At 63.2% G+C, this 21,579-nt stretch carries 22 protein-coding genes and 1 pseudogene; 11 read left to right on the top strand and 12 right to left on the bottom strand.

The genetic code is table 11. The annotated features are described in order from the left end of the window. The first annotated feature begins 79 nt into the window (after positions 1-79). The 3 genes from FDW83_RS10545 to FDW83_RS10535 all read left to right on the top strand — a co-directional run bounded on the left by FDW83_RS10545 (position 80) and on the right by FDW83_RS10535 (position 3,313). Positions 80-1,726, top strand: coding sequence for a thiamine pyrophosphate-binding protein (locus tag FDW83_RS10545; RefSeq protein WP_138138042.1), 1,647 nt, complete (start codon positions 80-82; stop codon positions 1,724-1,726). 69 nt (positions 1,727-1,795) lie between these two features. After that, entirely contained in the window at positions 1,796-2,605 is an 810-nt protein-coding gene (locus FDW83_RS10540; protein ID WP_138138041.1) for a cyclase family protein, read from the top strand. 450 nt (positions 2,606-3,055) lie between these two features. After that, positions 3,056-3,313, top strand: coding sequence for a hypothetical protein (locus FDW83_RS10535; protein WP_240720946.1), 258 nt, complete (start codon positions 3,056-3,058; stop codon positions 3,311-3,313). A gap of 350 nt (positions 3,314-3,663) precedes the next feature. Here FDW83_RS10535 and FDW83_RS19160 read toward each other — a convergent pair whose 3' ends face one another. Then, complete coding sequence (locus FDW83_RS19160; RefSeq protein ID WP_171027533.1) at positions 3,664-3,837, bottom strand: hypothetical protein; 174 nt, start codon at positions 3,835-3,837, stop codon at positions 3,664-3,666. Continuing rightward, a complete protein-coding gene (locus tag FDW83_RS10530) occupies positions 3,834-4,448 on the bottom strand; it encodes a helix-turn-helix transcriptional regulator (protein WP_171027532.1) in 615 nt (204 codons plus the stop codon). Before FDW83_RS10530 ends, FDW83_RS19160 begins: the two co-directional genes overlap by 4 nt. Positions 4,449-4,942: 494 nt before the next feature. Between FDW83_RS10530 and FDW83_RS10525 the strand changes: the two genes are divergently transcribed. Continuing rightward, on the top strand, positions 4,943-5,392 hold the full coding sequence (locus FDW83_RS10525) for a hypothetical protein (RefSeq protein WP_138138038.1): 450 nt from the start codon (positions 4,943-4,945) through the stop codon (positions 5,390-5,392). A 531-nt stretch (positions 5,393-5,923) separates the two neighbouring features. Then, positions 5,924-6,517, top strand: a complete 594-nt coding sequence (locus FDW83_RS19490; protein WP_240720945.1) for a polysaccharide deacetylase family protein — start codon at positions 5,924-5,926, stop codon at positions 6,515-6,517. Positions 6,518-6,592: 75 nt separating this feature from the next. Here FDW83_RS19490 and FDW83_RS10515 read toward each other — a convergent pair. The 7 genes and pseudogenes from FDW83_RS10515 to FDW83_RS10485 form a co-directional block, all read right to left on the bottom strand. Beyond that, positions 6,593-7,851 (bottom strand): annotated as a pseudogene (locus tag FDW83_RS10515) (IS256 family transposase). A 672-nt stretch (positions 7,852-8,523) separates the two neighbouring features. Further along, complete coding sequence (locus FDW83_RS10510; protein ID WP_205754671.1) at positions 8,524-8,967, bottom strand: cupredoxin domain-containing protein; 444 nt, start codon at positions 8,965-8,967, stop codon at positions 8,524-8,526. 46 nt (positions 8,968-9,013) lie between these two features. Beyond that, the gene (locus FDW83_RS10505) at positions 9,014-9,649 is read right to left on the bottom strand and encodes a hypothetical protein (protein ID WP_138138036.1); all 636 of its coding nucleotides are present in this window, start codon (positions 9,647-9,649) and stop codon (positions 9,014-9,016) included. Positions 9,650-9,696: 47 nt separating this feature from the next. Further along, a complete protein-coding gene (locus tag FDW83_RS10500; protein WP_138138035.1) occupies positions 9,697-10,395 on the bottom strand; it encodes a class F sortase in 699 nt (232 codons plus the stop codon). 20 nt (positions 10,396-10,415) lie between these two features. Continuing rightward, positions 10,416-11,180, bottom strand: coding sequence for a CHRD domain-containing protein (locus FDW83_RS10495; protein WP_171027531.1), 765 nt, complete (start codon positions 11,178-11,180; stop codon positions 10,416-10,418). Positions 11,181-11,353: 173 nt separating this feature from the next. Next, positions 11,354-11,833 (bottom strand): hypothetical protein, encoded by a 480-nt coding sequence (locus FDW83_RS10490; RefSeq protein WP_205754670.1) that lies wholly within the window; start codon positions 11,831-11,833, stop codon positions 11,354-11,356. Between the two features lie 8 nt (positions 11,834-11,841). Then, positions 11,842-12,234 (bottom strand): cupredoxin domain-containing protein, encoded by a 393-nt coding sequence (locus tag FDW83_RS10485; RefSeq protein WP_138138034.1) that lies wholly within the window; start codon positions 12,232-12,234, stop codon positions 11,842-11,844. 278 nt (positions 12,235-12,512) lie between these two features. On the opposite strand from FDW83_RS10485, the gene FDW83_RS10480 reads away from it, so the two are divergent. The 6 genes from FDW83_RS10480 (at position 12,513) to FDW83_RS10455 (ending at position 18,954) form a co-directional block, all read left to right on the top strand. Further along, a complete protein-coding gene (locus FDW83_RS10480) occupies positions 12,513-12,770 on the top strand; it encodes a hypothetical protein (RefSeq protein ID WP_138138033.1) in 258 nt (85 codons plus the stop codon). Between the two features lie 61 nt (positions 12,771-12,831). Beyond that, positions 12,832-13,068 (top strand): SDR family NAD(P)-dependent oxidoreductase, encoded by a 237-nt coding sequence (locus tag FDW83_RS19735; protein ID WP_171027530.1) that lies wholly within the window; start codon positions 12,832-12,834, stop codon positions 13,066-13,068. After that, positions 13,023-13,388, top strand: a complete 366-nt coding sequence (locus tag FDW83_RS10470) for an SDR family NAD(P)-dependent oxidoreductase (RefSeq protein ID WP_138138032.1) — start codon at positions 13,023-13,025, stop codon at positions 13,386-13,388. Before FDW83_RS19735 ends, FDW83_RS10470 begins: the two co-directional genes overlap by 46 nt. 481 nt (positions 13,389-13,869) lie before the next feature. Further along, positions 13,870-16,203, top strand: coding sequence for a chromosome segregation ATPase (locus FDW83_RS10465; protein WP_138138031.1), 2,334 nt, complete (start codon positions 13,870-13,872; stop codon positions 16,201-16,203). A gap of 262 nt (positions 16,204-16,465) precedes the next feature. Beyond that, positions 16,466-17,458, top strand: coding sequence for an LLM class flavin-dependent oxidoreductase (locus tag FDW83_RS10460; RefSeq protein ID WP_138138030.1), 993 nt, complete (start codon positions 16,466-16,468; stop codon positions 17,456-17,458). Between the two features lie 71 nt (positions 17,459-17,529). After that, positions 17,530-18,954, top strand: coding sequence for an MFS transporter (locus FDW83_RS10455; RefSeq protein ID WP_240720953.1), 1,425 nt, complete (start codon positions 17,530-17,532; stop codon positions 18,952-18,954). 37 nt (positions 18,955-18,991) lie between these two features. Here FDW83_RS10455 and FDW83_RS10450 read toward each other — a convergent pair whose 3' ends face one another. Genes FDW83_RS10450 through panD form a run of 3 tightly spaced genes read right to left on the bottom strand, consistent with a single transcriptional unit; the run spans position 18,992 to position 21,551 of the window. Continuing rightward, complete coding sequence (locus tag FDW83_RS10450; protein ID WP_138138028.1) at positions 18,992-20,116, bottom strand: FAD-dependent oxidoreductase; 1,125 nt, start codon at positions 20,114-20,116, stop codon at positions 18,992-18,994. A 30-nt stretch (positions 20,117-20,146) separates the two neighbouring features. Then, on the bottom strand, positions 20,147-21,073 hold the full coding sequence (locus tag FDW83_RS10445) for an AEC family transporter (RefSeq protein ID WP_138138027.1): 927 nt from the start codon (positions 21,071-21,073) through the stop codon (positions 20,147-20,149). 52 nt (positions 21,074-21,125) lie between these two features. Next, on the bottom strand, positions 21,126-21,551 hold the full coding sequence (gene panD / locus FDW83_RS10440) for an aspartate 1-decarboxylase (protein ID WP_171027529.1): 426 nt from the start codon (positions 21,549-21,551) through the stop codon (positions 21,126-21,128). Between the last annotated feature and the right edge of the window lie 28 nt (positions 21,552-21,579).

Raw genomic sequence — 21,579 nt, 5'->3', positions numbered from 1 at the left:
TCCGCCCCCGGCAGGGAAGCATGTTGATCAAAACCTTGTGGCCCCACTGCCCCTACCGATAGTCGAGGTAAGTATTCAGATGCGTGTATTTGAGAAAGTGGCCGAAACGCTTGTTGGCCTTGGCGTTCGGCAGGTCTTCGGCGTCGTTGGCAGCGGCAACTATGACATTACGAAAGCCCTTGTCGAGCACGGGGCAACCTACGTCGCAGCGCGCCATGAGGGCGGTGCAGCTTCCATGGCTGATGCTTTCGCGCGAGTTGGTGACTCCGTTCCTGCCATCTCACTGCACCAGGGCTGCGGCCTCACAAACGCAATAACCGGCATAGCAGAGGCTGCCAAATCGGGTTCTCCGATGCTGATTCTTACAGCGGAGGTTGCAGCTTCGGCAATTCACTCCAACTTCCGCATTGAGCAGGACCGCCTGGTCGAATCGGTAGGGGCTGTCAGCTTCCGCATCACTCGCGAAACCGCAGCCCGCGATGTTGCCCTTGCTTATCGGATCGCCGTCACACGGCGCATCCCTGTGCTGGTCAATCTGCCCCTTGATGTGCAGGGCGCTGAGACCACTGAACAGTTTCTGCCATCCCTGCCCGGTTTAGCCGCCCTGAGCTCCTTGGTGGCGCCCGCAACCGGAGCTGTTACCCGCTTGGCCGATCTTATCGAGCGGTCCGAACGCCCAGTTGTCATTGCCGGCCGTGGCGGCCGCAATGCCGGTCCTGAGTTGCGGGAACTTGCCCGGGCGTCGGGGGCTCTGTTGGCAACCTCCGCCGTTGCCAGGGGGCTGTTCAATGATGACCCCTTTTACCTGGATATCTCCGGCGGCTTCAGTACGCCCTTGGCGGCACGGAGCATCCGCGGCGCCGATCTGATTATCTCGTTCGGTTCGGCGTTGAATATGTGGACAATGCGTCACGGCACGCTCATTGGTCCCGAAGCCACTGTGGTGCAGGTCGATGTAGATCCCCTGGCACCTGGTAAGCACCGTCCCATCAGCTTGGGGGTACTCGGTGACTCCGCTGTCACGGCAGCCGCAGTGACGGAGGAGCTGCAAAAGCGTGGTTTGTCGCGGGTTGGCTACCGCACGGAAGAAATGGCCAAGGCTATCAAGTGTGAGGGCCGCTGGCAGGACGTTCCTTACGAGGATCTCGGTGACGGTGAGCGCATAGACCCCCGCACGCTAACCATCGCTCTGGACCGCCTGCTCGATAAGGAACGCGTGGTGGCGGTCGATTCGGGTAACTTTCTCGGCTACCCCAGCGCTTTCCTTGATATCCCGGACGAGAACGGGCTCGTCTTCAGCCAAGCATTCCAGTGTGTCGGCCTCGGTCTAGCCAGTGCTATTGGCGCCGCGTACGCTCAGCCGGACCGTCTTCCGGTTCTTGGTACCGGTGACGGCGGTGCACTGATGGCGTCGGCCGAGATGGAATCGGTCGTCCGTCTGGGCATTCCGCTGGTAGTTATCGTCTACAACGACTCCGCCTATGGGGCCGAAGTCCACCATTTCGGTGAAAGCGACCACGCACTTGGCCTCATTACGTTCCCCGACACCGACTTCGCGGCCATCGCCCGCGGGTATGGTTTCACAGCCGCCACCGTCAGGACACCCAGGGACCTCGATCCCGTCCGTCAGTGGCTCGCTGGACCTCGTGATACCCCGCTGCTGATCGACGCGAAGACCGTCAGCTTTGCCTCGTGGTGGCTTGAGGAAGCGTTCAAAGGCCACTAAGGAAAGCCCAAACAAATCCCTGGAACACAAACTCCGGCTTGCATGAGAGATCGAGAGGCAGGAACGACCATGACCGAGACAGCACCGACCGCAGGGGCCGGTACGCTTGACTGCCTGCTCGAAGGCTTGGCACAAGGACACATCCAGGTCATCGACCTCACCACACCACTGACGCCGGAGACTCCCGCTCTGCGCTTGCCCGAACCGCTGACCAATGTGATCGATCTCAGCCTCGAAGAGGTTGCCGCTTACGATGAACGCGGTCCCATGTGGGCTCACAACAACATTCATGTTGGAGAGCATTTCGGCACACACGTCGATGCTCCGATTCACTGGATCAGCGGTCGGGCAGGCCGGGACGTATCCCAACTGCCCGTCGAGAGACTCGTCGGACCCGCCGTCGTGATCGATGTGAGCACCGAAGTCGCCGCAGACCCGGACTTCCTGCTCGAGGTCCACCATGTTAAGGCGTGGGAGGACGCCCATGGCAAGCTGCCCAAGGGTGCTTGGCTGCTTTACCGCACAGGATGGGATCAATATGGGCACGACGAAGCTCTGTTCCTCAACGCCGATGAAACAGGGCCACATACCCCTGGCGTCTCATCTGATTGCGCGCGCTGGCTGGCTGAAGAGACGGAAATCGCAGGATTCGGTGTCGAGACCGTCGGCATTGATGCTGGGGCGGGATTCGGTCTCGAACCGCCTTTCCCAATGCATCACTTCCTCCTTGGTAACGACAAGTACGGCGTAACGTCGCTGAAAAACGTCAACCGGCTTCCGGCTACCGGGACCTGCATTGTCGTCACACCGTTGCCGATTGTCGGCGGGACAGCTAGTCCAGCGCGTGTGCTGGCCTTCGTCGAGGCATCCCGGGCATAGCACGGACAACCACGGCAACCGCCCCATTCAGGGCATACAAAGGACGGGTTGAATACATACATGCCTGCTTCTGGAGGATGACGCGGTAGGAACGAGGCCCCGGCACAGCCCGTCGGTTGCTTTGGATCTGTAACCACACTGACGCGGTGGCTCGCATCGCGCGGCTCAAACCTCACGCTATCCAAAACAGGGAGACCATCTTGGCGAGGGAAACGACTTCACCACAGAGGGACAAACGCGTCACTACGCCTGATGCCACTACTACGTCCGGTTCTGGTTCAAGACAGAATCCCTCGACGCCGACTCCTGCTGCCTGCGCCTCCACAACTCTGCGCAGGCCGGCAGCAGGAACACTTGAGGAACCACACCGGGTGATAGGGCTTCAAAATCTGGCTCAGAACTGCGGCCGTTAGGCTCCATATGTCACTAAAACGAACGGTCAAGTACCCGATGAAGGAATGGAACCTACTGATCGGCGCCCCTGTGGAAATAACGAGGTGGGGCACCCTCGTCCGTGCCGGCATTGTTGAAGACGCAATGCAGGACTCCAATCTGCTCTGGGTAGCGGCAGATGGCGTACAAGGACGTGAGCTATTTTCGGCAGCTGACAACTACGAGGTGTGGATTGAACCGCGTCTGCTCGAAGGGAACATGCGGTACCGGATGACCGACGAACATTTACACCGGCAGTTTCACAAACGGGACTAGCTCGATTCCACGCAACCCGCCGATTGCGAACGCCGATATAGGAGATTCTGTCAGGCTGGTGACTGCACCAGTCGTTGAACCAAGGGATTCGTTCCGCCCCCTAGCACCAACGGATTCTGCGATCGTCACGGTAGAAATCGTCTACGGTAGCGCTGGGGTAGTTGTTGTTCCTGTCCAGGGCCTCTTGGGCGACCAGGAGCAAACCGTCGCGGTTACTGAGTTGCATTGAGTGCTCACCGTAAAGCTCGACCGCTATGTCTACGGCCGCTTCGGGGTGCTTATGTTCAGGGCTTGACAGAGTACCGCGATGTCGGGGATGTCACGGTCCCGGCCGGCCGCGAGCTTCATGGCTAAGAGGAACCTTGTGAGGCGACGCGCAGCACGAGGTTGTCGGCAATCGTCACTTCCGCCGCCTCCGTGTCCTGTCCGTCAGGGATGTAGGCCCGGGCGGCGTTGTTCAGCCATCGCGGGTCCAGGCCCATTTCCTCATCCGATCCGTAAGATGGCCGGCGACCCTTCCTCATGCTGCGGCCAGGTTCGCGGCATCGAAGACGATATTTGCTTCGGCGAATTCAATGGGGGTCCGGTCCGTCATTCGTTGCTTCCAGGCAGGCGATACGTGCTTGCGCGGGGTGGCATACCACTTCGACGCCAGCGGGGCAGTGCTCGTCCAGTCCGGCTCTTTTATCCCGTGCTGATGGCATTTGTAGGCGAAAGTCCGGGCCAGCAGGGCATCCCAGCGCTTTCGTCCAGTCGACCCGGGCCGAGCGCGGAGGAATTGTCGGCGATCAGCTGGATTAAGATCGTCGAAATAACTGGCGGCCATGGACAGCACGCGCATAGCAAAATCCGGATCGCCGTTGCGCAGTTCCCGCTTAATCTCACGGGCTGCCGTTTCCGCGGTCCAGTGAAGTTTCGGTTCCCGGGCGGTCCCCGCGATCGCCAGCCCGGCGCCCAGCTGAGAAAGAACCTTTAGGGCAGTGCTGATGGAGACGTTCCTGCCCTGCTCAAGATCAATGAGGGTTGAACGGCTGATACCGGTTGTACGGGCAAGTTCCTCCTGGGACAGGCCAGCATGGAGCCGGTGACTTTTCACCTGCTCGCCAAGTTCCCGCGCGTCCTGGATCTTATTCACGCCAATCACACTCTCATGTCGGATAAATCCATCATAATGTGCGAGTGATGTTTGGGCTTCAGGTAGTCCATGGGGGTCGATGGCGTCTTCACCGCACGAAGAGGATCGGGACTGGCGGCCCGGGGGAGAGGCCACCTCCTTGGAACTCCCGCAGGTTGTTCCGGGGGCGGGAGCAGGGTCCGCTACACGCCGTGCGGAGGTCGCCTTGGGCAGGGAACAGCGCCGGGCCCAAAGTGGAGATCACTAAATATCAAATATGGAAACCTATGAACTGCCCCTCAGGATGAACTGTGCCGTCTCACATTCTCCGCGGTGTTTCCTTCGCTGCTTAGGCAACCCTTCGCATCCGACGAGATTCTTGGCATGCCTGGCACTCGAGTTTCTCCTGCGCGCTTTGGCGTCAGAGCAATGTCAATTTTCCGCATTATTCACAGTTCCTCATGATGTTTTCAGATCCCACCCTGACAGTCGGAGGGAAAAGGAAGCGAGAGTACTTGGCCAAAATAACCTCGAAATGGTCGAAGAGTCTGGACTGGGGTGAAATCCTCTTGGGGCACGCGGTGGCTATGTCACATGCTGTGAACTCCCGGGCTCCTGAAAACAAGCCGGAGTTCGCCGCGCAGGCAACATTTGCACTGGCCAGGCGCCCTGACGTCAGGTTGGAGTGTGCCCTTACCTTCACGTACATACGGAACGCTAGCTGGATTTCCGGGCTTGGCGGCTTCCGCTACCTACCATGCCGCGTTCGCCACAGCTTTGATCAGACTGGACCAACAGCGTTGTTCAAATCGCTCGAGATTGACATTTTTAAGGCGCACGATGCCGCTTACATCGAAACCTCCCGCGGCTTCAAAGTCGAACACATTGCCACGAATGAAGACTTCCGGTACTGGAAAATTCATGAAGAATTTGCTATTTCAGTTCCTTGGAATCGGGACACCTGAAGAAGAGCTTCCCCCGGTGGGCCTGGGTCCACGGAACACGCGTAATCTTGCTGCTCCACAAGTCGTTCCAAAACTCCCGCCACAACCAACCGTTACAAGGTAACTTCCGGTCCCGGAATGTACGGTGGTGGTGGACATGGCCTGCGCGGCCGATTTGCTGTTAACGCGCAGGGATATCAATGGGGGGAATTTGTCATGCATCAATTGATCGGTAATCCGCAGCGCCGGGTGTTCCTCCTGTCAGCGGCGGTGTTGCTGCTCTCCGGATGCAAGCCAGTGGAGGCCACCGGCCCGTCGTCCTCGGCACTGCGGCCGAGGACAGTTGCCCCGGTGCCAGCAACGTCAGCGGCTGCACCTATACCCCTCGTTTCTCCTGAACCAGAGCCCGCCGTACCGGCTTCCGGGCCGGAGCCGACAACCCGGTCGCAGGAGCAGATCATCGCAGAATTCTCGGGGCGTAGTCCTTCCTACTGGGGTCTGCAGGCGCCGAACGTCCTTCAGGTCTTGCCAGAACCCGCAGCAGGAATCGCCTTGACCCTTGACTTTTGCGGCGGTCCGGGAGGCAACGGAACCGACCATGTAGCTCTGAAGACGCTGAAACACCTCGGGATTCCGGCAACACTGTTCCTGAACGCCCGATGGATCCACCACAACCGAGCCCTGACACGGGAGCTCGCGGCCGAGCCCCTCTTCGAACTGGCCAACCACGGAACCCGCCACGCGCCGCTGAGTGTGGCCGGTAACTCCGCCTACGGAATCCCCGGAACGCAAAGCAGCGGCCAGGTTTATGAGGAGATCATGTCCAACGACAACCTCCTGACGGAAATCACCGGTAAGCGCCCTCGCTTCTTCCGTCCCGGCACCGCCTACCTGGATGACGTGGCGGCCGAGATCGCCCTCGCCCTGGGCGTGGTCCCCACCGGGTTCAGCATCAACGCCGACGCCGGGGCGACCTACCCGGCATCCGTGGTCGCGGCCGAAACGGCCAAAGCACGGCCGGGGGACATTATCATCTCCCACGGAAACCACCCCGGCTCCGGCACGGGGGCCGGACTCTCGGCAGCGATCCCGGCCCTGCTGGACAAAGGCTATGTTTTCACCACCCTCGGCACGGCCCTGCCCTGACCCGGGCGGCAGCGATGGAGAGCAGGGCTGGTGACGGGTCTGTCAGATTAACGGTGGGTCTGGCCTGGCTTGCGGTTAATTGATTCTGCCTTCGAATGCGATCGCGAATGCGTTCAAAGCCGGCTTCCACCTCGTGGCCCATCGTGCTCGTCCCTGCCCTGTGGGGTCAAGGGAACGGGTTACGAGGTAGAGGCATTTCTCAGCGCCGCGGCGTCGTTCGGGAAATGACCTCGTGCCCGCACCGCGCGCCGGTAGCGAGCATTGAGGGATTCGATCGCATTCGTCGAACAGATCACCCTTCGGATCTCGGCATCCCAGTCAAGGAACGGGGCGAACTCAGCCCAGGCGCTTCGCCAGAGACGCCCAATGGCCGGGTACTTCGTAGCCCACTTGGCCTCGAAATCGGCGAAGCGTTCACGGGCCGCCGCTTCGGTAGGGGCGGTGTAAACAGGCTTGAGATCCCGCGAGAGCTCGTCCCAGTGCTGGCGCGGTGCGTAGCGGAAAGTGTTGCGGATCAGATGGATCACGCACGTCTGGACAGTCGCCTGCTCCCAGACGGTAGTGATCGCCTCGGGCAAGCCCTTAAGCCCGTCGCACACCACGATGCACACGTCCTCCACCCCGCGGTTCTTGATCTCGGTCAGCACCCCGAGCCAGTACTTCGCGCCCTCCCCGCCATCTCCGGCCCAGATTCCGAGGATGTCGCGTTCACCGTTCACGGTGACGCCCAAGACGACGTAGAACGGCTTATTGCGCACCTGCCCATCGCGGACCTTGACGTGGATCGCATCGATGAAGACCACCGGGTAGACGCGGTCAAGGGGCCTGTTGGCCCATTCCGCCATCTCCTCCGAGACCTTCTCCGTGATCCGACTAATCGTGTCCTTCGAGACGGTGGCGCCATAGACCTCATCGAAGTGCGCTGCGATCTCTCCGGTCGTCAGGCCACGGGCCGTCAGGGACAGGACGACCTCATCGATCCCGTCCAGGCGGCGCTGGCGCTTCTTCACGATCCGCGGCTCGAAGCTACCCGCCCGGTCCCTGGGAACATCGATATCAACGGGGCCGACCTCTGTGAATACGGTCTTGGACCGGGTCCCGTTACGCACATTCCCGCTCTCGGCCGCCCCGTGGCGCTCGTGGCCGAGATGCTCGGTAATCTCCGCCTCCAGCGCGGTCTCAAGCACATTCTTCTTCAAGCCTGCCAACAGCCCACCCGGGCCCAGCAGGCTCACGCCCTGCTCACGCGCCTGCTCCAGCAGCGCCTCCGCGAGCTCCTTCTGATCGATGATCTCTCCCGTCATGGGATCGATCATCTCTGCGGTCTCGGTCATAGCCTTGCCTTTCGGTCAGGCCACGCCGTTCCCACCGTTTTTCTTACAGTCCCCTGGTGACAGACAAACTTCGCGCAAAACCGGCACTGTGCACTGTCCTGCTGGTAAGGGGCAAGAAAAGCCCACCGATGGGGGAACCGGTGGGCTGTCCTTGAAAGACGCTACAGGCGTCGGGGTAAGCCATCGAGTAGATGTCTTGAACGGCTATGTTGTAAGCCATCGTCACACTGACATCGGGAAGGCGGATGGGATGCGCGCAGTCTTCCTTCGGCCGAAGCCCGAGCAACCATATGGGTAGCACCTCGGTGGAAGGTGCAGGAGGGGTATGCCGCTGCATAAAATGGTTCTTTTTGCCGCTATTCCCAGAATGGTCTTCTCGCGTTAGGTCTGCAGTGGGGCGTTACCTACTTTTTATGGGGGAAAGTAGGTAACGCCTTGTGGCCACTCGTGTAGCCAGCCCGGCGTCCACGTGCCACCGCGCCAATGTGATGCCGGTGCTGTATACGGGAGCGGATCTGCTCCATGGCCTTGTCCGCCACTGACGGTGGAAACCTTACTGTTCACCCCCAACTGCGGCAGGCGCCCGGCGCAGTGCTCTCCGGCCAGGCACGGGTCACGTGGCGCGCTCAAATAGCAGCTTGGAAGTACCTGTGACTGGCTTCCCCCAGGGTGTTATTTCACCGTGAGGGTGCCTTTCATGTTGCCGTGGAAGTTGCAGTGGTAGGGGTAGGTCCCGGGCTGGGTCGGGGCGGTGAAGGTGGTGGTTTCGCTGCCTTTGATGGTGACGTCGAACTCGTTGCCCGTATCAGCGGTGACGGTGTGGGGTTCGCTGTCTTCGTTGGTGACAGTGATTTCTGCTCCGGGGCTCACAGTTTCCCCGCCCTGGTATTTGAAGTCCTTGATCAGTATTTCGGCCGGGGCCACCGCAGGTGTTGAACCCGTGCCGGAAGCTGTAGGAGCAGGTTCTGTGGTGGCGGCAGGAGCTGACGGGAACTGCTCGGTCAACGTCGGGGCCGCTGTCGTGCCTGACCCGGACATGCCCCCGCAGCCGGACAGGACCAGTACAACTGCTGTTGCGAGTCCGAATGCGCTGCCGGTTCTTTTGCTTGCCTTCATGATGAAACCTTTCGGTGGGCGGGCTGGGACGATGAATCCTGCACTGTCAGGGGTGTTCGATCCAGCAGGCGAGGATGGTGGTGGAGAGCTGGTAGGCCAGGGCGTTCCTGGTGATGTTCTCCGGTCCCAAAGTGGCGGGCAGGTCTGTGGCGTCTACCTGGAGGATGAAGCTGTCCTTTTGGAAGACTGCTGATCCGTCAGCTGTTTCGTAGGCGGGGAAGCCGAGGTTGGCGAGGCCCTCGATGGGTGTGGCGTCCTTTGCGAGGGCCTGCATCGCATCGAAGTAGGTCAGTGCCGTGTGCTGGTCTTTTGCTTCCTTGACCGAGATGACCAGGTCCCCTTCGTCCAGGTGGTAGGTGCAGGTGAAGGTGCTGTCCGCCCAGTCGTTGATGGTGTGCGGGTCCGAATCAAGGTCCAAGATGGCGGTGAGCCTGTCCATGGGCTGGTCCCCGCACACCATCAGGGCAGCCTCGCTGGGCTCGTCGGCATTGGGTGCACCCGGTGATGACGAATTGGCGTCGTGGTGACCACTGCCGTGGCTGTCAGAGTGCCCGGTTTCGGTGGAAGCTGCTGGTGCCGAGGGGCCGGACCGTGCGGTGATGGATCCGGCCGTTGTGGCGCAGCCGGTTAGCAGCAGGGCCGAGAGTGCCAGGGAGGCCAGCAAGGGCGTGTGCTGTTTCATCGCTTTTTCCATCCTGGCCGCCCCGTCTGGGCGGTGGCGGCCGTTTCTCAGGCTTTGAGGGTGGCGTAGATGACGTAGTTGTCATCAAACTCCCCGGTGGCGGGGTCGTAGCCGTCGCAGGTGATCAGCCGCAGCTCGGACCCGGGAGTGTTGCCGTAGACCTCGAGGGTGGGGAACTTGTCCTTGGGGTAGAGGGCGCCGCGGTCAACGGTGAACACGGCGGTGCTGCCGTCGGCCCGGGAGACGGTGATTTCAGCGCCGGGGGTGAGTTTGCGCAGGTCCGCGAAAACGCCGCCACGACCATTGGGCGAGTTCACGTGGCCCAGCAACACAGAGGGTCCGCGTTCCCCCGGCGTGGGGGAGCCGTCGTACCAGCTGGCAGGGGCGCCGTTGCCGTCATCCTGGGGCACTTTCAGGGAGCCGTTGTCTTCCAGTCCCAGGTGGATCAGGTCCGTCCGGACCGAGATCGAGGGAATGGTCAGGGTCACGGGAGCCGAGGCAGCCATGACCGGCGGAAGCTGCTGTCCGGACGGGACCGCGGCGGGGGCGGGTGCCGGGGCGGCCGCAGCCGCGGGAGCGCTGGGAGTGCCAGGCGCAGCAGGGGCTGAAACCGAGACTGGAGGTGCCGTTCCGGCATCCTGGGTGGTGGCGGGTCCGGCGCAGCCGGCGAGGGTGAGCAGGAGCAGAACCCCGGCCGCCGTGGAGGCCAGGGGGCCTCTGTGGTGGCCGGGGTTCTTGGGTGTCACTGTATTGATCCTCTCAACGCTTAGGCTGCAGCGTTGCGGCGGCGGACGACGTAGGCTCCGCCGGCGAGGGCGACAAGTGCCATGCCGGAACCGACGGCGAGGGCTCCGGTGTCGGTGCCGGTCTCCTGTGGGATGCCGGTTGCTGCGCCGCCTGCGGGCATTTTCATCTGCCCGGCCGTCAAGGTTCCACACAGGGCGGGGGAGGTGGCGGCAAGCGGAAGCTCAGGGACAAGATCGCTCTTGGCTGCCTGGGCGGCAGGGCTCAGCGTTGCGGGGTCAAGGCCGTGGACAACCACCACTGCGGTGCCTGCTTCCAGGGCGGCCTTGGTTTCGGCGTTCAATTCGAACGTGCGGTCAATGGTGTACGTGGCGCCCTGGCCGGCGACCTTGAGGTCAAGGCCTGCTGCCGGGCTGGTGTCCCCGCTGGTGGACAGGGTGGTGACGATGCCGCCGTAGGCTGGTGCGCCTTCGGTGGTGTTGATGACCTGGTCGCCGTTGGTATCAGCTGAAGGATCAGGGCACATGCCTTTGGCACCGCCGTGGATGTGCTGGACGTGCGGGTACGGGGCGTCCATGAACGTCGCGGCCAGCCCGAAAACGTTCAGGACAACGTGGGCCTGGTTGCCCGTGACGTCAACGGTAACGGTACCAGAAGCTGAACTGCCGTTCAGCTGGCCGAGGGTGGTCTGGTAGGACTGGTCGGCGGCCATGGCCGGGGAACCGGAAATGGCAAGGGCGCCCAAGGCGAGGGTGGGTACAGCCATAAAGCGGAGTGTCTTATTCATCAGAAAAATCTCCTCATGCACGCGCGTGTGATGTTGATGCCCCGGGGAGGGGATAACAGTACTTCGCACCAGCTCAAGGAAAGGATGGGTGAGGATGTGGCCGGGTTCACATATTTTTTTGGGCGGGCTGCCGCGAGCAGGTTTTCCAGGGCTCTTAAGCTGGTTGTGGCGTGTTAACTCAAGCAGCCGAGGTGCCGCGGCGCCGGCCCCGGGGCAGCGCGCCCTGATCCAGCCTGGCTCTTGGGCAGCAGGGCGTACCCCACCACTGCCAGGGCCCCTGCGGCCGCTTCAGCGACGGCCGTGATGACTTTGGCCGTGTACCAGACCGGTTCATACATTGACGGCAGCGGCCCAATAGCAGGGACCTGGACATACCGGTAAAGGATGACCGCGGCCAGGGACGACAACGCCACCACCGCGGCGGCAGCGAAAGCCTTACGGGAGCCTTTGAGCAGAACGAACACCGCGGCCAGGGCCGTCGCGCCGGCCTGGACCAGAAACAGGGCGCCCTGGCCGACGCCACCGGGGGCTGCCTGCTGGTAGCCCGCGGCGAGCTGGACATGGACCGCCGCGCTGGCCGTCAGGGCCACCGCAACACCTGCGCGCAATACCGACAGTGACTCTGTCTGTGGCTTCGGTTCCGGCGTTGTCATTTCTCGGCTCACTTCACCACCAGCGTCCCGGTCATCTGCGGGTGGAAGCTGCAGATAATGCCGTACTCACCCGGAGCGTCAGGTGCCTGAAAAATTACCGTTGAACCACCCCGGACTTCAATGTCGAACCCGCCCTCATCCTTGGCAGTCACGGTATGTGGTGCGCTGTCGGCGTTCGTCACCGTCATCATCGCACCAGGCTTCACCGACGCCGGAACCTCATACTTGAAATCCTTGATAGTGATGACGGCTTCGGTGGCCTGGGCCGATGCATTCGCTGACGCGGTGGGGGAACTTGCCGCAGGCGGCGCGAAATTCCCCTCGTCCTGCGCTTCGCACCCGCTGATGGCGACCACCGACACGGCGGCGGCTACGGTTAAAACACGGTTGATCCATTTCATGACAATCCCCTTCACAGGGATATGTCCTGCACACACCGGACGGCGCGCCCATCAGGAAACTACCCCACACCCACTATTCGTCACCCCAGCCCTCACGGACTGCCCCGTGAGGCTGAAGCCTCCCCTCACTAAGACCGGGCCAACGATAAAGGTAGGGGCCCGACTCATCCCGCCCCGCTGTGGCGGGAATCACAGACGACCGCCGAATTCCTGGGCGGCCCCTTGATAGGGAGCGAAAACATGAGAATTCCAAGCTGGCTCTTGGCGGAGCAGCAGCAGTGGTCATCACCGCGGTGTCGATGGGAGCAGGCCCTGTCCTGGCCCACAACGACAAAGCAGAGGACAAGTCGGTGACGCTCACAGCCGAGCTTCATGAACTGAACGGTTCCGGCGCTTCCGGGACCGCCACCGCCGTGGTGAAAAACCAGAAGATCGGACACATCGAGGTCCACGCCGAGGGCCTGACCCCTGACGCACCCCACGCCCAGCACATCCACTACACCAGGCCTGAACGAATGCCCGACCCTGGCACTTGACGAAAACTGGGACAGGCGCATCAACGCCGTAGAAGGGATACCGGCCTACGGACCGGTTGTCGTGTCGCTGACCACGGAAAACATCCGTCGGGACCTAAGGCCTGTCACCATACTCGTTAACGCCGCCGGCACAGACGTCCCCGGCACTGTTGAGAAGCTCGAGGCAGCAGACTGGGACAGGGTCATGAACGTCAACCTCCGGGAAGTCTTCCTCCTTGCCAGGGCAGTATTTCCCGGGATGCGGGATGCGGGATGCGGTATGCCGGCGGGGGCACCATCATCAACATCGGCTCGGTAGCCGGGCGCCGCGGATGGGCAAACGCCGGAGCCTACTGCGCCTCCAGGTTCGCGCTGACCGGACTGACCCAGTCCCTTGCCGCCGAGGGCCAAAAAGTCCGGCATCAGAACCTGCCTGCTGTACCCCGGGGCTATGGACACGCAATGGGGCGCATGGGATCCCTCCTACAGAGACCAACAAGCCAAAGGCGGCGCTCCGGCACAGCAGTCACTGCCCCCGGTCACCTCGCGGACCTCATCACCTGGATAGCCCTCTCACCACGGGAGATGCTTCTCAACGAAGTGACCGTGACACCCCTGCTCGAAGAAGGCTGGCCCTAAACAGCACAGCACCAGAGCGAATATATGGAGCTGGGCAGGTGATGACGACGACGGTGCTGTCGCTGCCGTCGCGCCAGGGTCAGCGCAGCTGCCAGCCCCAGCAGCACGGTGAGAGTAAGTGCTGTGAGGGCGGCGGGCTTTGCCTTGATGGCCATGGTTCCCTCTGGGAAATCGACAGGTGATGCAACGGAAGTGGATGCTTTGCAGCGACTATCCGGCAGCCGCAAAGGAGGAATCAAAGGCTGCGAAACGCGGGGATACAGGGGGTAACGGCGGTTAACGAGGCGACCGCTGCGGTCACATTTGCCGCTTCTGAGAGTGAAGAACCAAGTAGTGGCTCCGCCAAACGGCTTCAGAAATCGAGTACTTGGCAACGAAAGACAGGTGTGGCATTACGCGTGTTATCCGCCCCGACGGGAACGTACTTTTGGTTTAGGCAGCGGCCAGAGTGGGCCGCCCGATGGTCTCAACAGGAGCTCGCATGCGCACGTCCCCCAAAAAGTCTGTCCTTGCACGCCGTCTCGCGGCAGCGGTTGTCCTGCCCGGCCTGCTGACCAGCAGCCTCATTCTGGTTCAGCCCGCCGTGGCCGGCACAACATCCAACGGCGCCATCTGCAACGGCGTGGTCAACCAGCAGGCCCACCGGGGCGGCGTCCAGGCAAACCTGCTCAAGGCCGCTGCCAAGAAGAACGCGGATGCCATCGCCAAGCTGGAGGCGGAGAAGGTTCAGCTGCAGAAGCAGGAAGCTGAATTGAAGGCCGGGATCGCGGCTGCAGACAAGACACTCGCAGATCTTGAAGACCAGGAACAGCAATTGCTCGTCGAGGAGGCTGCAGCTGCGGCCCAGCTGCAACTGCTGGAGGAGAAACAAGCCAGCACGACGACGGCTATTGCGGACGCGGAGGCAGCGCTGGCGGCGCTTCAGAACCAGGCTGCGGACGTAGAAAGCGCAGTTTCGCCGCTGAAGGCGGACCTGGCGGCTACAGAAGCCGCAGCCGCAAGCTTGAAGGAGCGGCTGGCGGGCCTCGTCGCCGATGAGGAAGCCAACCGTGCGGCGCTCACCGCAGCACAAGCTGAGTTGGAAACCTTCCGGCAGGCTGTTGCCGACGCCGCCGATGCTGTCACCACCAAGAATGCAGACATCGAACAGGCGCAAAGTGACCTGCAGACGCTGACTACCCAAGCAGAGCAGGCCGCGGACGCCGTCGACATTGCTCAACAGGAAGTTACCGAGGCCAAGGAGATGCTGGAAGCCCTGGAAGCCGCAGGCGCCGAGGCAGCCCAGGAGCTGCAGGCCCGGGAGCTCTTGGTGGCTGAAGCAGAGAAGACGCTTGCCATATTGGTTGCTGCATCGGAAACTGCTGAGACGGCCGTCATCGACAAGAAGGGCCAGATCACCACAGCCGAAGGAGAGCTCGCGGGACTGCAAGGTGTTGCGACGAACGCCAAAGCAGTCCTCGACACCAAGGATGCCGACATAGCCGCTGCCGAGACAGAGCTGGTCACCTTGCAGGCCGAGGCGGCGGCAGCGGCAAAAGCGGTGGACGACAACACGGCCAAGATCGGCACCCTCAGCAAAGACATCACTTCTCTTCAGGGCCAGATCACCACGCTGAATGCCAAGATCACGGCGAAGCAGGATGAGATTAGGAAAGCGCAAGGGGAGTTGGAGGCGCTCAACACGCAAAAGACCACCCTCGAGGCGGAAATCGCGGAGCTAACGAGGCAAATCGATGCCATCAAGGGCAACTCAAGGGAGAAGCGGGAACTGGAGGCAGCCCGGGCTCAAAAGCAAGGCGAGCTCGCTACGCTAAACACCAAGATCGCCGACAAGAACGCTCAGATCTCGGGCCTGCAGGGCGACCTGAAAACACTTCAGGGACAAGTTAATTCACTCAATTCCCAGCTCCTCACAAAGCAGCAGGAGAGCAGCGCACTGCAGCAGAAGGCGGCGCCACTCCAGACGACACTGGATGCAGCGAATGCCGGGGTCACCGCCCAGCAAACCGAAATTGGCATGCTGAAAGGCCAGTTGCCGGGACTTCAGGCCGCCGTGACAGCTGCCAATAGCGCTGTCGCCGAAAAGCAGGTCCAGCTCGATGACCTGCTGGCCGAGCTTCCCGGCCTCGAAACTGCTGCCGCTGGCGCAGCAGAAGCAGTCGCGGCCCAACAGCAGGTGGTTGCGGACCTTGAGGAAGCACTGCCAGGGCTGACATCAAGGGTAGTGGAAGCACAGGAGGCTATTGCCGAACAGAGGAACGTCCTCGCCGCCAAACAGGATGCATTGACCGACGCCAACGCGGAGTTGGAGAACGCCAGGTCAGCCGTTGAATCCGCGGCAAGCGAGCTCTCCGACCTTCAGGCCGAGCTGCCCGCCCTCGAGTCTGCCCTGACAGCGGCGAACACAGCCGTCACTGACAAGACCTATGTAATTGGCAGCCTCAACGACATTGCGGAGAAGCTTTCCGCCGATGTGAACGCCCTGAACACGCAGATCTCGGCCGCGGAAGCCGAAATCCTGACGCTGCAGAACCGGGTTGCGCCGCTGCTAACCCAGCTCAACCAGTTCAAGGATGAGATCACGGCAGCTGAAGCAAACCTGGCTGCCTTGCAGAGCCAGCTGATTGCGTTGGATGGACAGTTGGTGGCAGCGCAGGACAAACTCCGCGTGGTCCAGAGCCAGAGGGGGGCAAAGAAGGAAGCAGTGGAGGCGCAAAAGGCGGTGGTATTGGGCTTGACCACCCAGTTGGGCGACGTTCAAAAGCAGATCAGGGCCATCGACGGCACCATCGCCCTGGGAGGCTGCGCCGTCTAAGCGGTGTGGAAACCGGCGCCCAATGACGTGCGCCGCAAGGAGGGGACCAGTCCACAACGGACTGGTCCCCTTTCTGTGGCATCCGACATGAGACATCTGAGCGCCGTGATGAACGCGCAGGCTTAGCTGGTTCGCCTTGCGCTTCGTCCTGTCCGGCGTTCCGCAGATCACAGAAATAAGCCGGGCCCCGCCGTCGTTATGTCCTAAGTGCCCGCCGCGAGCGGGCCCTACTACGAAATTTTTTGAAAGGCCGGCACTCGACGTGACTCTCCCGCTCTCCATCCTTGACCTGGCAACCATCGGCAAAGGCCAGACGGCGGCGGAGAGCTTCGCAGGCAGCGTGGCCATGGCGCAGAGCGCGGAAAAGCTGGGCTACCGGCGCGTCTGGTACGCCGAGCACCACAACATGTCCTCCATCGCCTCGTCCGCAACGAGCGTGCTGATCGCCCACGTTGCGGCGCACACCGAAAGCATCCGGCTGGGCGCCGGCGGCATCATGCTGCCCAACCACTCGCCGCTGACCATCGCCGAGCAGTTCGGCACCCTGGAAACCCTGCACCCCGGCCGGATCGACCTCGGTTTGGGCCGCGCACCGGGCAGCGACCAGAACACCATGCGCGCCCTCCGCCGAGACCCGATGTCCGCGGACAGCTTCCCGCAGGACGTCCTGGAACTGCAGGGCTACCTCACCGGTCCCACCCGTATCCAGGGCGTGGAAGCCACCCCCGGCAAGGGCACCAACGTCCCGCTCTACATCCTGGGCTCGTCCCTGTTCGGCGCCCGCCTTGCCGCCCAGCTGGGCCTGCCGTACGCCTTCGCCTCGCACTTCGCGCCGAACGCGCTGCAGGACGCCGTCGCCCTCTACCGCCGCGAGTTCAAGCCGTCCGCCCAGCTGGACGCGCCCTACGTCATCGCCGGCGTGAACGTGATCGCTGCCGATTCCGCTTCCGAGGCGCAGGCCATGCTGCAGGCCACCAAGCGCGCCCGCGTGTCCCTGTTCTTCGGCGGCGGCACCCGGGAATTCACCGACGACGAGGCGGACATGATCCTCGACTCGCCGCAGGGCCAGCACGTCTCGCAGATGATGACGTACTCCGCCGTGGGCACCCCGGACGTGGTGATCGATTACCTGGACGACTTCGGCAAGCACGCCGACGCCGACGAACTCATCGTCGCCCACCAGAGCACCGGCACCGGTGAGCGGCTGCGGTCCGTCGAGCTGCTCGCCGAAGCCGCCAACCTGGTCCGGATCTAAGGCACTCCGTGGCAGCCAAGACTGAAGGCGTGGGGTTCCGCTCGGACCGCGGACCCATCCTCATCGCCCTGATGCTGGCCACCGGACTGGTGGCCATCGACTCCACCATCGTGGCCACCGCAGTCCCGTCCATCGTCCGCGACGTCGGCGGCTTCGAGTCCTTCCCCTGGCTCTTCTCCGCGTACCTGCTGGCCCAGGCCGTCTCGGTCCCCATCTACGGCAAGCTCTCCGACATGCTGGGCCGCAAACCCATCATCCTGGCCGGTATCGGGCTGTTCCTGCTCGGGTCCGTCCTCTGCGGCATCGCCTGGAGCATGCCGGCCCTGATCGCGTTCCGCGCCCTGCAGGGCCTCGGCGCCGGCGCCGTGCTGCCGGTCTCCATCACCATCGCCGGCGACATCTACTCCCTTGAGGAACGCGCCAAGGTCCAGGGCTACCTCGCCAGCGTGTGGGCGGCCTCCTCCGTTGTGGGTCCCAGCCTGGGCGGCATCTTTGCCTCGCTTGGTTTCTGGCGCGGCATCTTCCTGGTCAACATCCCGCTATGCCTGCTGGCCGGGTGGATGCTGGTCCGGACCCTGCACGAGAACGTGGACCGGGCCAAGCACCGCGTGGACTACGCCGGCGCCGGCCTGCTGGCGGTGTCCCTTGGTCTGCTGATCCTAGGAGCCCTGCAGGGCGGCCAGGCCTGGGCGTGGAACTCGGCAATCAGCGTCGCCATCTTCGCGGTGGGCACCGTGCTCCTGGTCCTGTTCCTGCTGGTGGAGCGGCGGGCCGCGGAGCCCATCCTGCCGGCCTGGGTCATTTCCCGGCGGCTCCTGGGCACCACCGCGCTGGTGTCCTTCGGCGTTGGTGCGGTGATGATCGGCCTGACGTCCTACGTGCCCACCTTCCTGGAAGGCGCGCTGGCAACGTCGCCCCTGGTGGCCGGGCTGGCCCTGGCGGCACTCACCCTCGGCTGGCCCATCAGCGCCTCGCAGGCCGGCCGTTTCTACCTGCGCATTGGGTTCAAGGCCACAGCCCTCATCGGAATTATCGTCACCGTTGCGGGACTCCTTATCCTGGCGCTCACGTCGGCGGCACCCAACGTGCTGCTGGTCGCCCTCGGTTGTTTCGTCGTCGGACTCGGCCTGGGCCTGGTGGCGACGCCCACTCTGATCTCCGCCCAGTCCAGCGTCCCCTGGCACGAACGCGGCGTGGTCACCAGCACCAACATGTTCGCCCGCTCCATCGGCAGCGCCCTGGGCGTAGCCGTCTTCGGTGCGGTAGCCAACGCCATCTACGCAGGCGCGCCGGGCGGCGACAGCCATGGTCCTGCCGTGGTGGCCGCTTCCGGAGCGGTATTCCTGGCCGCGCTGGTGGCGGGTCTGCTCACCGTCGCTGCCGTACTGGCCATGCCGGCCGTCAGGGCGGGTGCCAACGCTGACTATGGAACGGACGACGACGGCGGCGCGGCCGGGGAGCCGGCCCTCACCGAGGCGGAGGAGACTCCCCGCTGACACTGGCCTGCCTGGTGGGGGCTGTGGGTCCCGGTGGCTATCGAGATGCGCGGAAGATCTCCGGCGCGGGTCGCGTTCCGGTGGCGAGGTCCGCAAGGATGCGGCCGATGACGGGCGTGAACTTGAACCCGTGCCCGGAGAAGCCTGCCCCGATCACCACGGGCCCGATCCGGTCCAGGATGAAGTCCTCGTCCGGCGTGGTGGTGTAGGTGCAGCTGATGGCTACGAAGGAGTCCGCGTCCACGCCGGGCAGCCAGGTCCGGGCATAGTCCTGCAGCGCGGCGAGCTGTTGCGGCTCCGGCAGGAAGGACCGCCGGTCCGGGTCCACCACGGGTCCCACCCCGTGCCAGCCGGCCTTGATCCCTTCGCCAGGGGTGTGCATGCCGTAAACGGGGGAGTACCAGCCCTGGTATTCCGGTCCCGAGCCGGGGTAGTGGTTGAAGCCGGGCCAGACAGCACCCTCGTCCGCCATCCGGAAATGCAGCGGCTGCTCCTGTGTCACGGTGAGCTTCGGGAGCCGGAACCCGCCAGCGGCGCCGAGCAGCTTCTCCGTCCAGCCGCCCGCAGTGACCACAACCTGGGCAGCGGTGACAGTCTCCGTTCCCGCCGCCGACTCCAAAACCAGCCGGACGCTGTCGTCCGTCACCTGGAAGTCCACCACCTTGGTGTTGTGCCGGATGTCCGCGCCCCGGGCTGCGGCAAGGCGCCGGAAGGCGGGGAGCGCTGCCTCAGGGTTGAGCTGGCCGCCGTCGGGCATGTGCAGGACCTGTTGGTCAAAGCGGATGCCGCGCCAGCGTTCGCCCGCTTCGTCCGGGTGCAGGAGCTCAGCGCGGAGGCCGGCCTGCGTCAGCACGGCGGCGATTTCGGGAAGCTGCGGGTCCGGCCCGTGGGTGACAATGCCGGTCCGCGTCAGCAGTTGCTCGCCGCCCTCCTGCTCCAGTTCCTCCCACAGCGTGAAGCTCTCGGCGAGCATGGCCACGTACTCCGGCCGCTGGTAGCCGGGATTAAGGTTTCGGGTGCTGCCGTGCGAGGCGCCGATCTTGTGCCCCGGACCGAATTGCTCCACCAGCGTCACTTGTCGGCCTCGGCGGGACAGCGCCCAGGCAGCGGCCGAACCCATGGCGCCGCCGCCGATCACCACGGTATCGGGAACAGTGTTCATCAGGCCTCCAGGCTTGCGTGAGGTCAGGGGTCAGGTCAGCAGCAGCGCGACGCCGATCATCGCAGGAACAGCCACCACAGTGGTAATCAGGACCGTATCTTTCGCCACCGTCAGTCCCGTTTTATACCGGCTGGCTGCCACGAAGACGTTCTGCGCGGTGGGCAGGGCGGAGGTCACGACGACGGCGAACAGCAGGTGCCCCTCCATGCCAAGCACATAGCGGGCAAAGACGTAGGCAAGCGCCGGCTGGACGGCCAGCTTGAAGGCGCTGGCCAGGAGGGTGTCCACCCGGCGGCCCTCCGACGCCTGCAACGGGCGGGTGCCGTTCAAACTCATGCCGAACGCGATCAGCATCGCCGGGATCGCGGCGCCGCCGATCAGGTGGATGGGCTCCATCACCAGGTCCGGCACCTGGAAGCCGGTGCCGGCCACGATCAGTCCCAGCGCGGATCCCACAATCATCGGGTTCCGCAGGATCATCACGACGAAGCCCAGGGCAGTGGTGCGATGCGAACTGGTGCTCGAGTCCAGGATCATCAGGAACAGCGGCGTGAAGAAGGCGAGTTGGAAGATCAGCAGGGGTGCCACGTAGCTGGCATCGCCCAGGACATATACCGCAATTGGAATACCAAGGTTGGCGGAGTTGACCAGCGACGCGGACATGGAGGACATCAGCGACTCCGGCAGGGAGCGCTTCAGCCAAAATTTAGCGAGGACAAAGAAGACGGCCGCGGTGGCGACGGCCGAGACCGCAGCCACCAGCAGCGGTTCCGCAAAGACTTCCTGGAGGCTGGCCTTGCTCAGCGTTTCGAAGAGCAGGGCCGGGCTGGCCACGAAGAATGTGAGTGCGCTCAGGACCGGCCGGGCGTTATCCCCGAGGATCTTTTGCCGGCCCACGAACCATCCCACCAGGATGATGCACCACACCACGAAGAAGCCCGCCAGCACTCCTAGCACGGGTCACCCTGCCGGGCATGGCGGGATAAGGAACCGGGGCGCACGCTCCGGGCTAGACTATGGCGTTGTTGAGGGCGTGCGGCGGGCGGAGAAGTCCGGGCGTCAGGCCCTCGGCGGGGTCGTTCCCCAGCTGGATCACCTTGTTGTTCTCGTCCACGTGGACCACCTTGGGCTCGTAGGCCTTGGCCTCTTCGGTGGTCATCTGTGCGTATGTGATCAGGATGACAATGTCGTTTTCCTGCATGAGGTGGGCGGCGGCGCCATTGATGCCGATCACGCCGGAACCGCGCTCGCCGGCGATCGTGTAGGTCTCCAGCCGGGCGCCGTTGGTCACGTCCACAATGGACACCAGCTCGCCGGGCAGGATGTCCGCGGCCTCGAGCAGGTCCAGGTCCACGGTGACAGAGCCGACGTAGTGCAAGTCAGCGTGCGTAACAGTGGCCCGGTGGATTTTGGACTTGAACATTGTTCGATTCATAACGGCTCCAGTCTAGCGCCGGGGTGCT

It is taken from the genome of Pseudarthrobacter sp. NamE2, from assembly GCF_005796205.1.
In the GTDB taxonomy this organism is placed as follows: Bacteria; Actinomycetota; Actinomycetes; order Actinomycetales; family Micrococcaceae; genus Arthrobacter.
The sequence above is the reverse complement of the archived record's forward strand: the minus strand, read 5'-3'. Positions and strand labels throughout refer to the sequence as shown.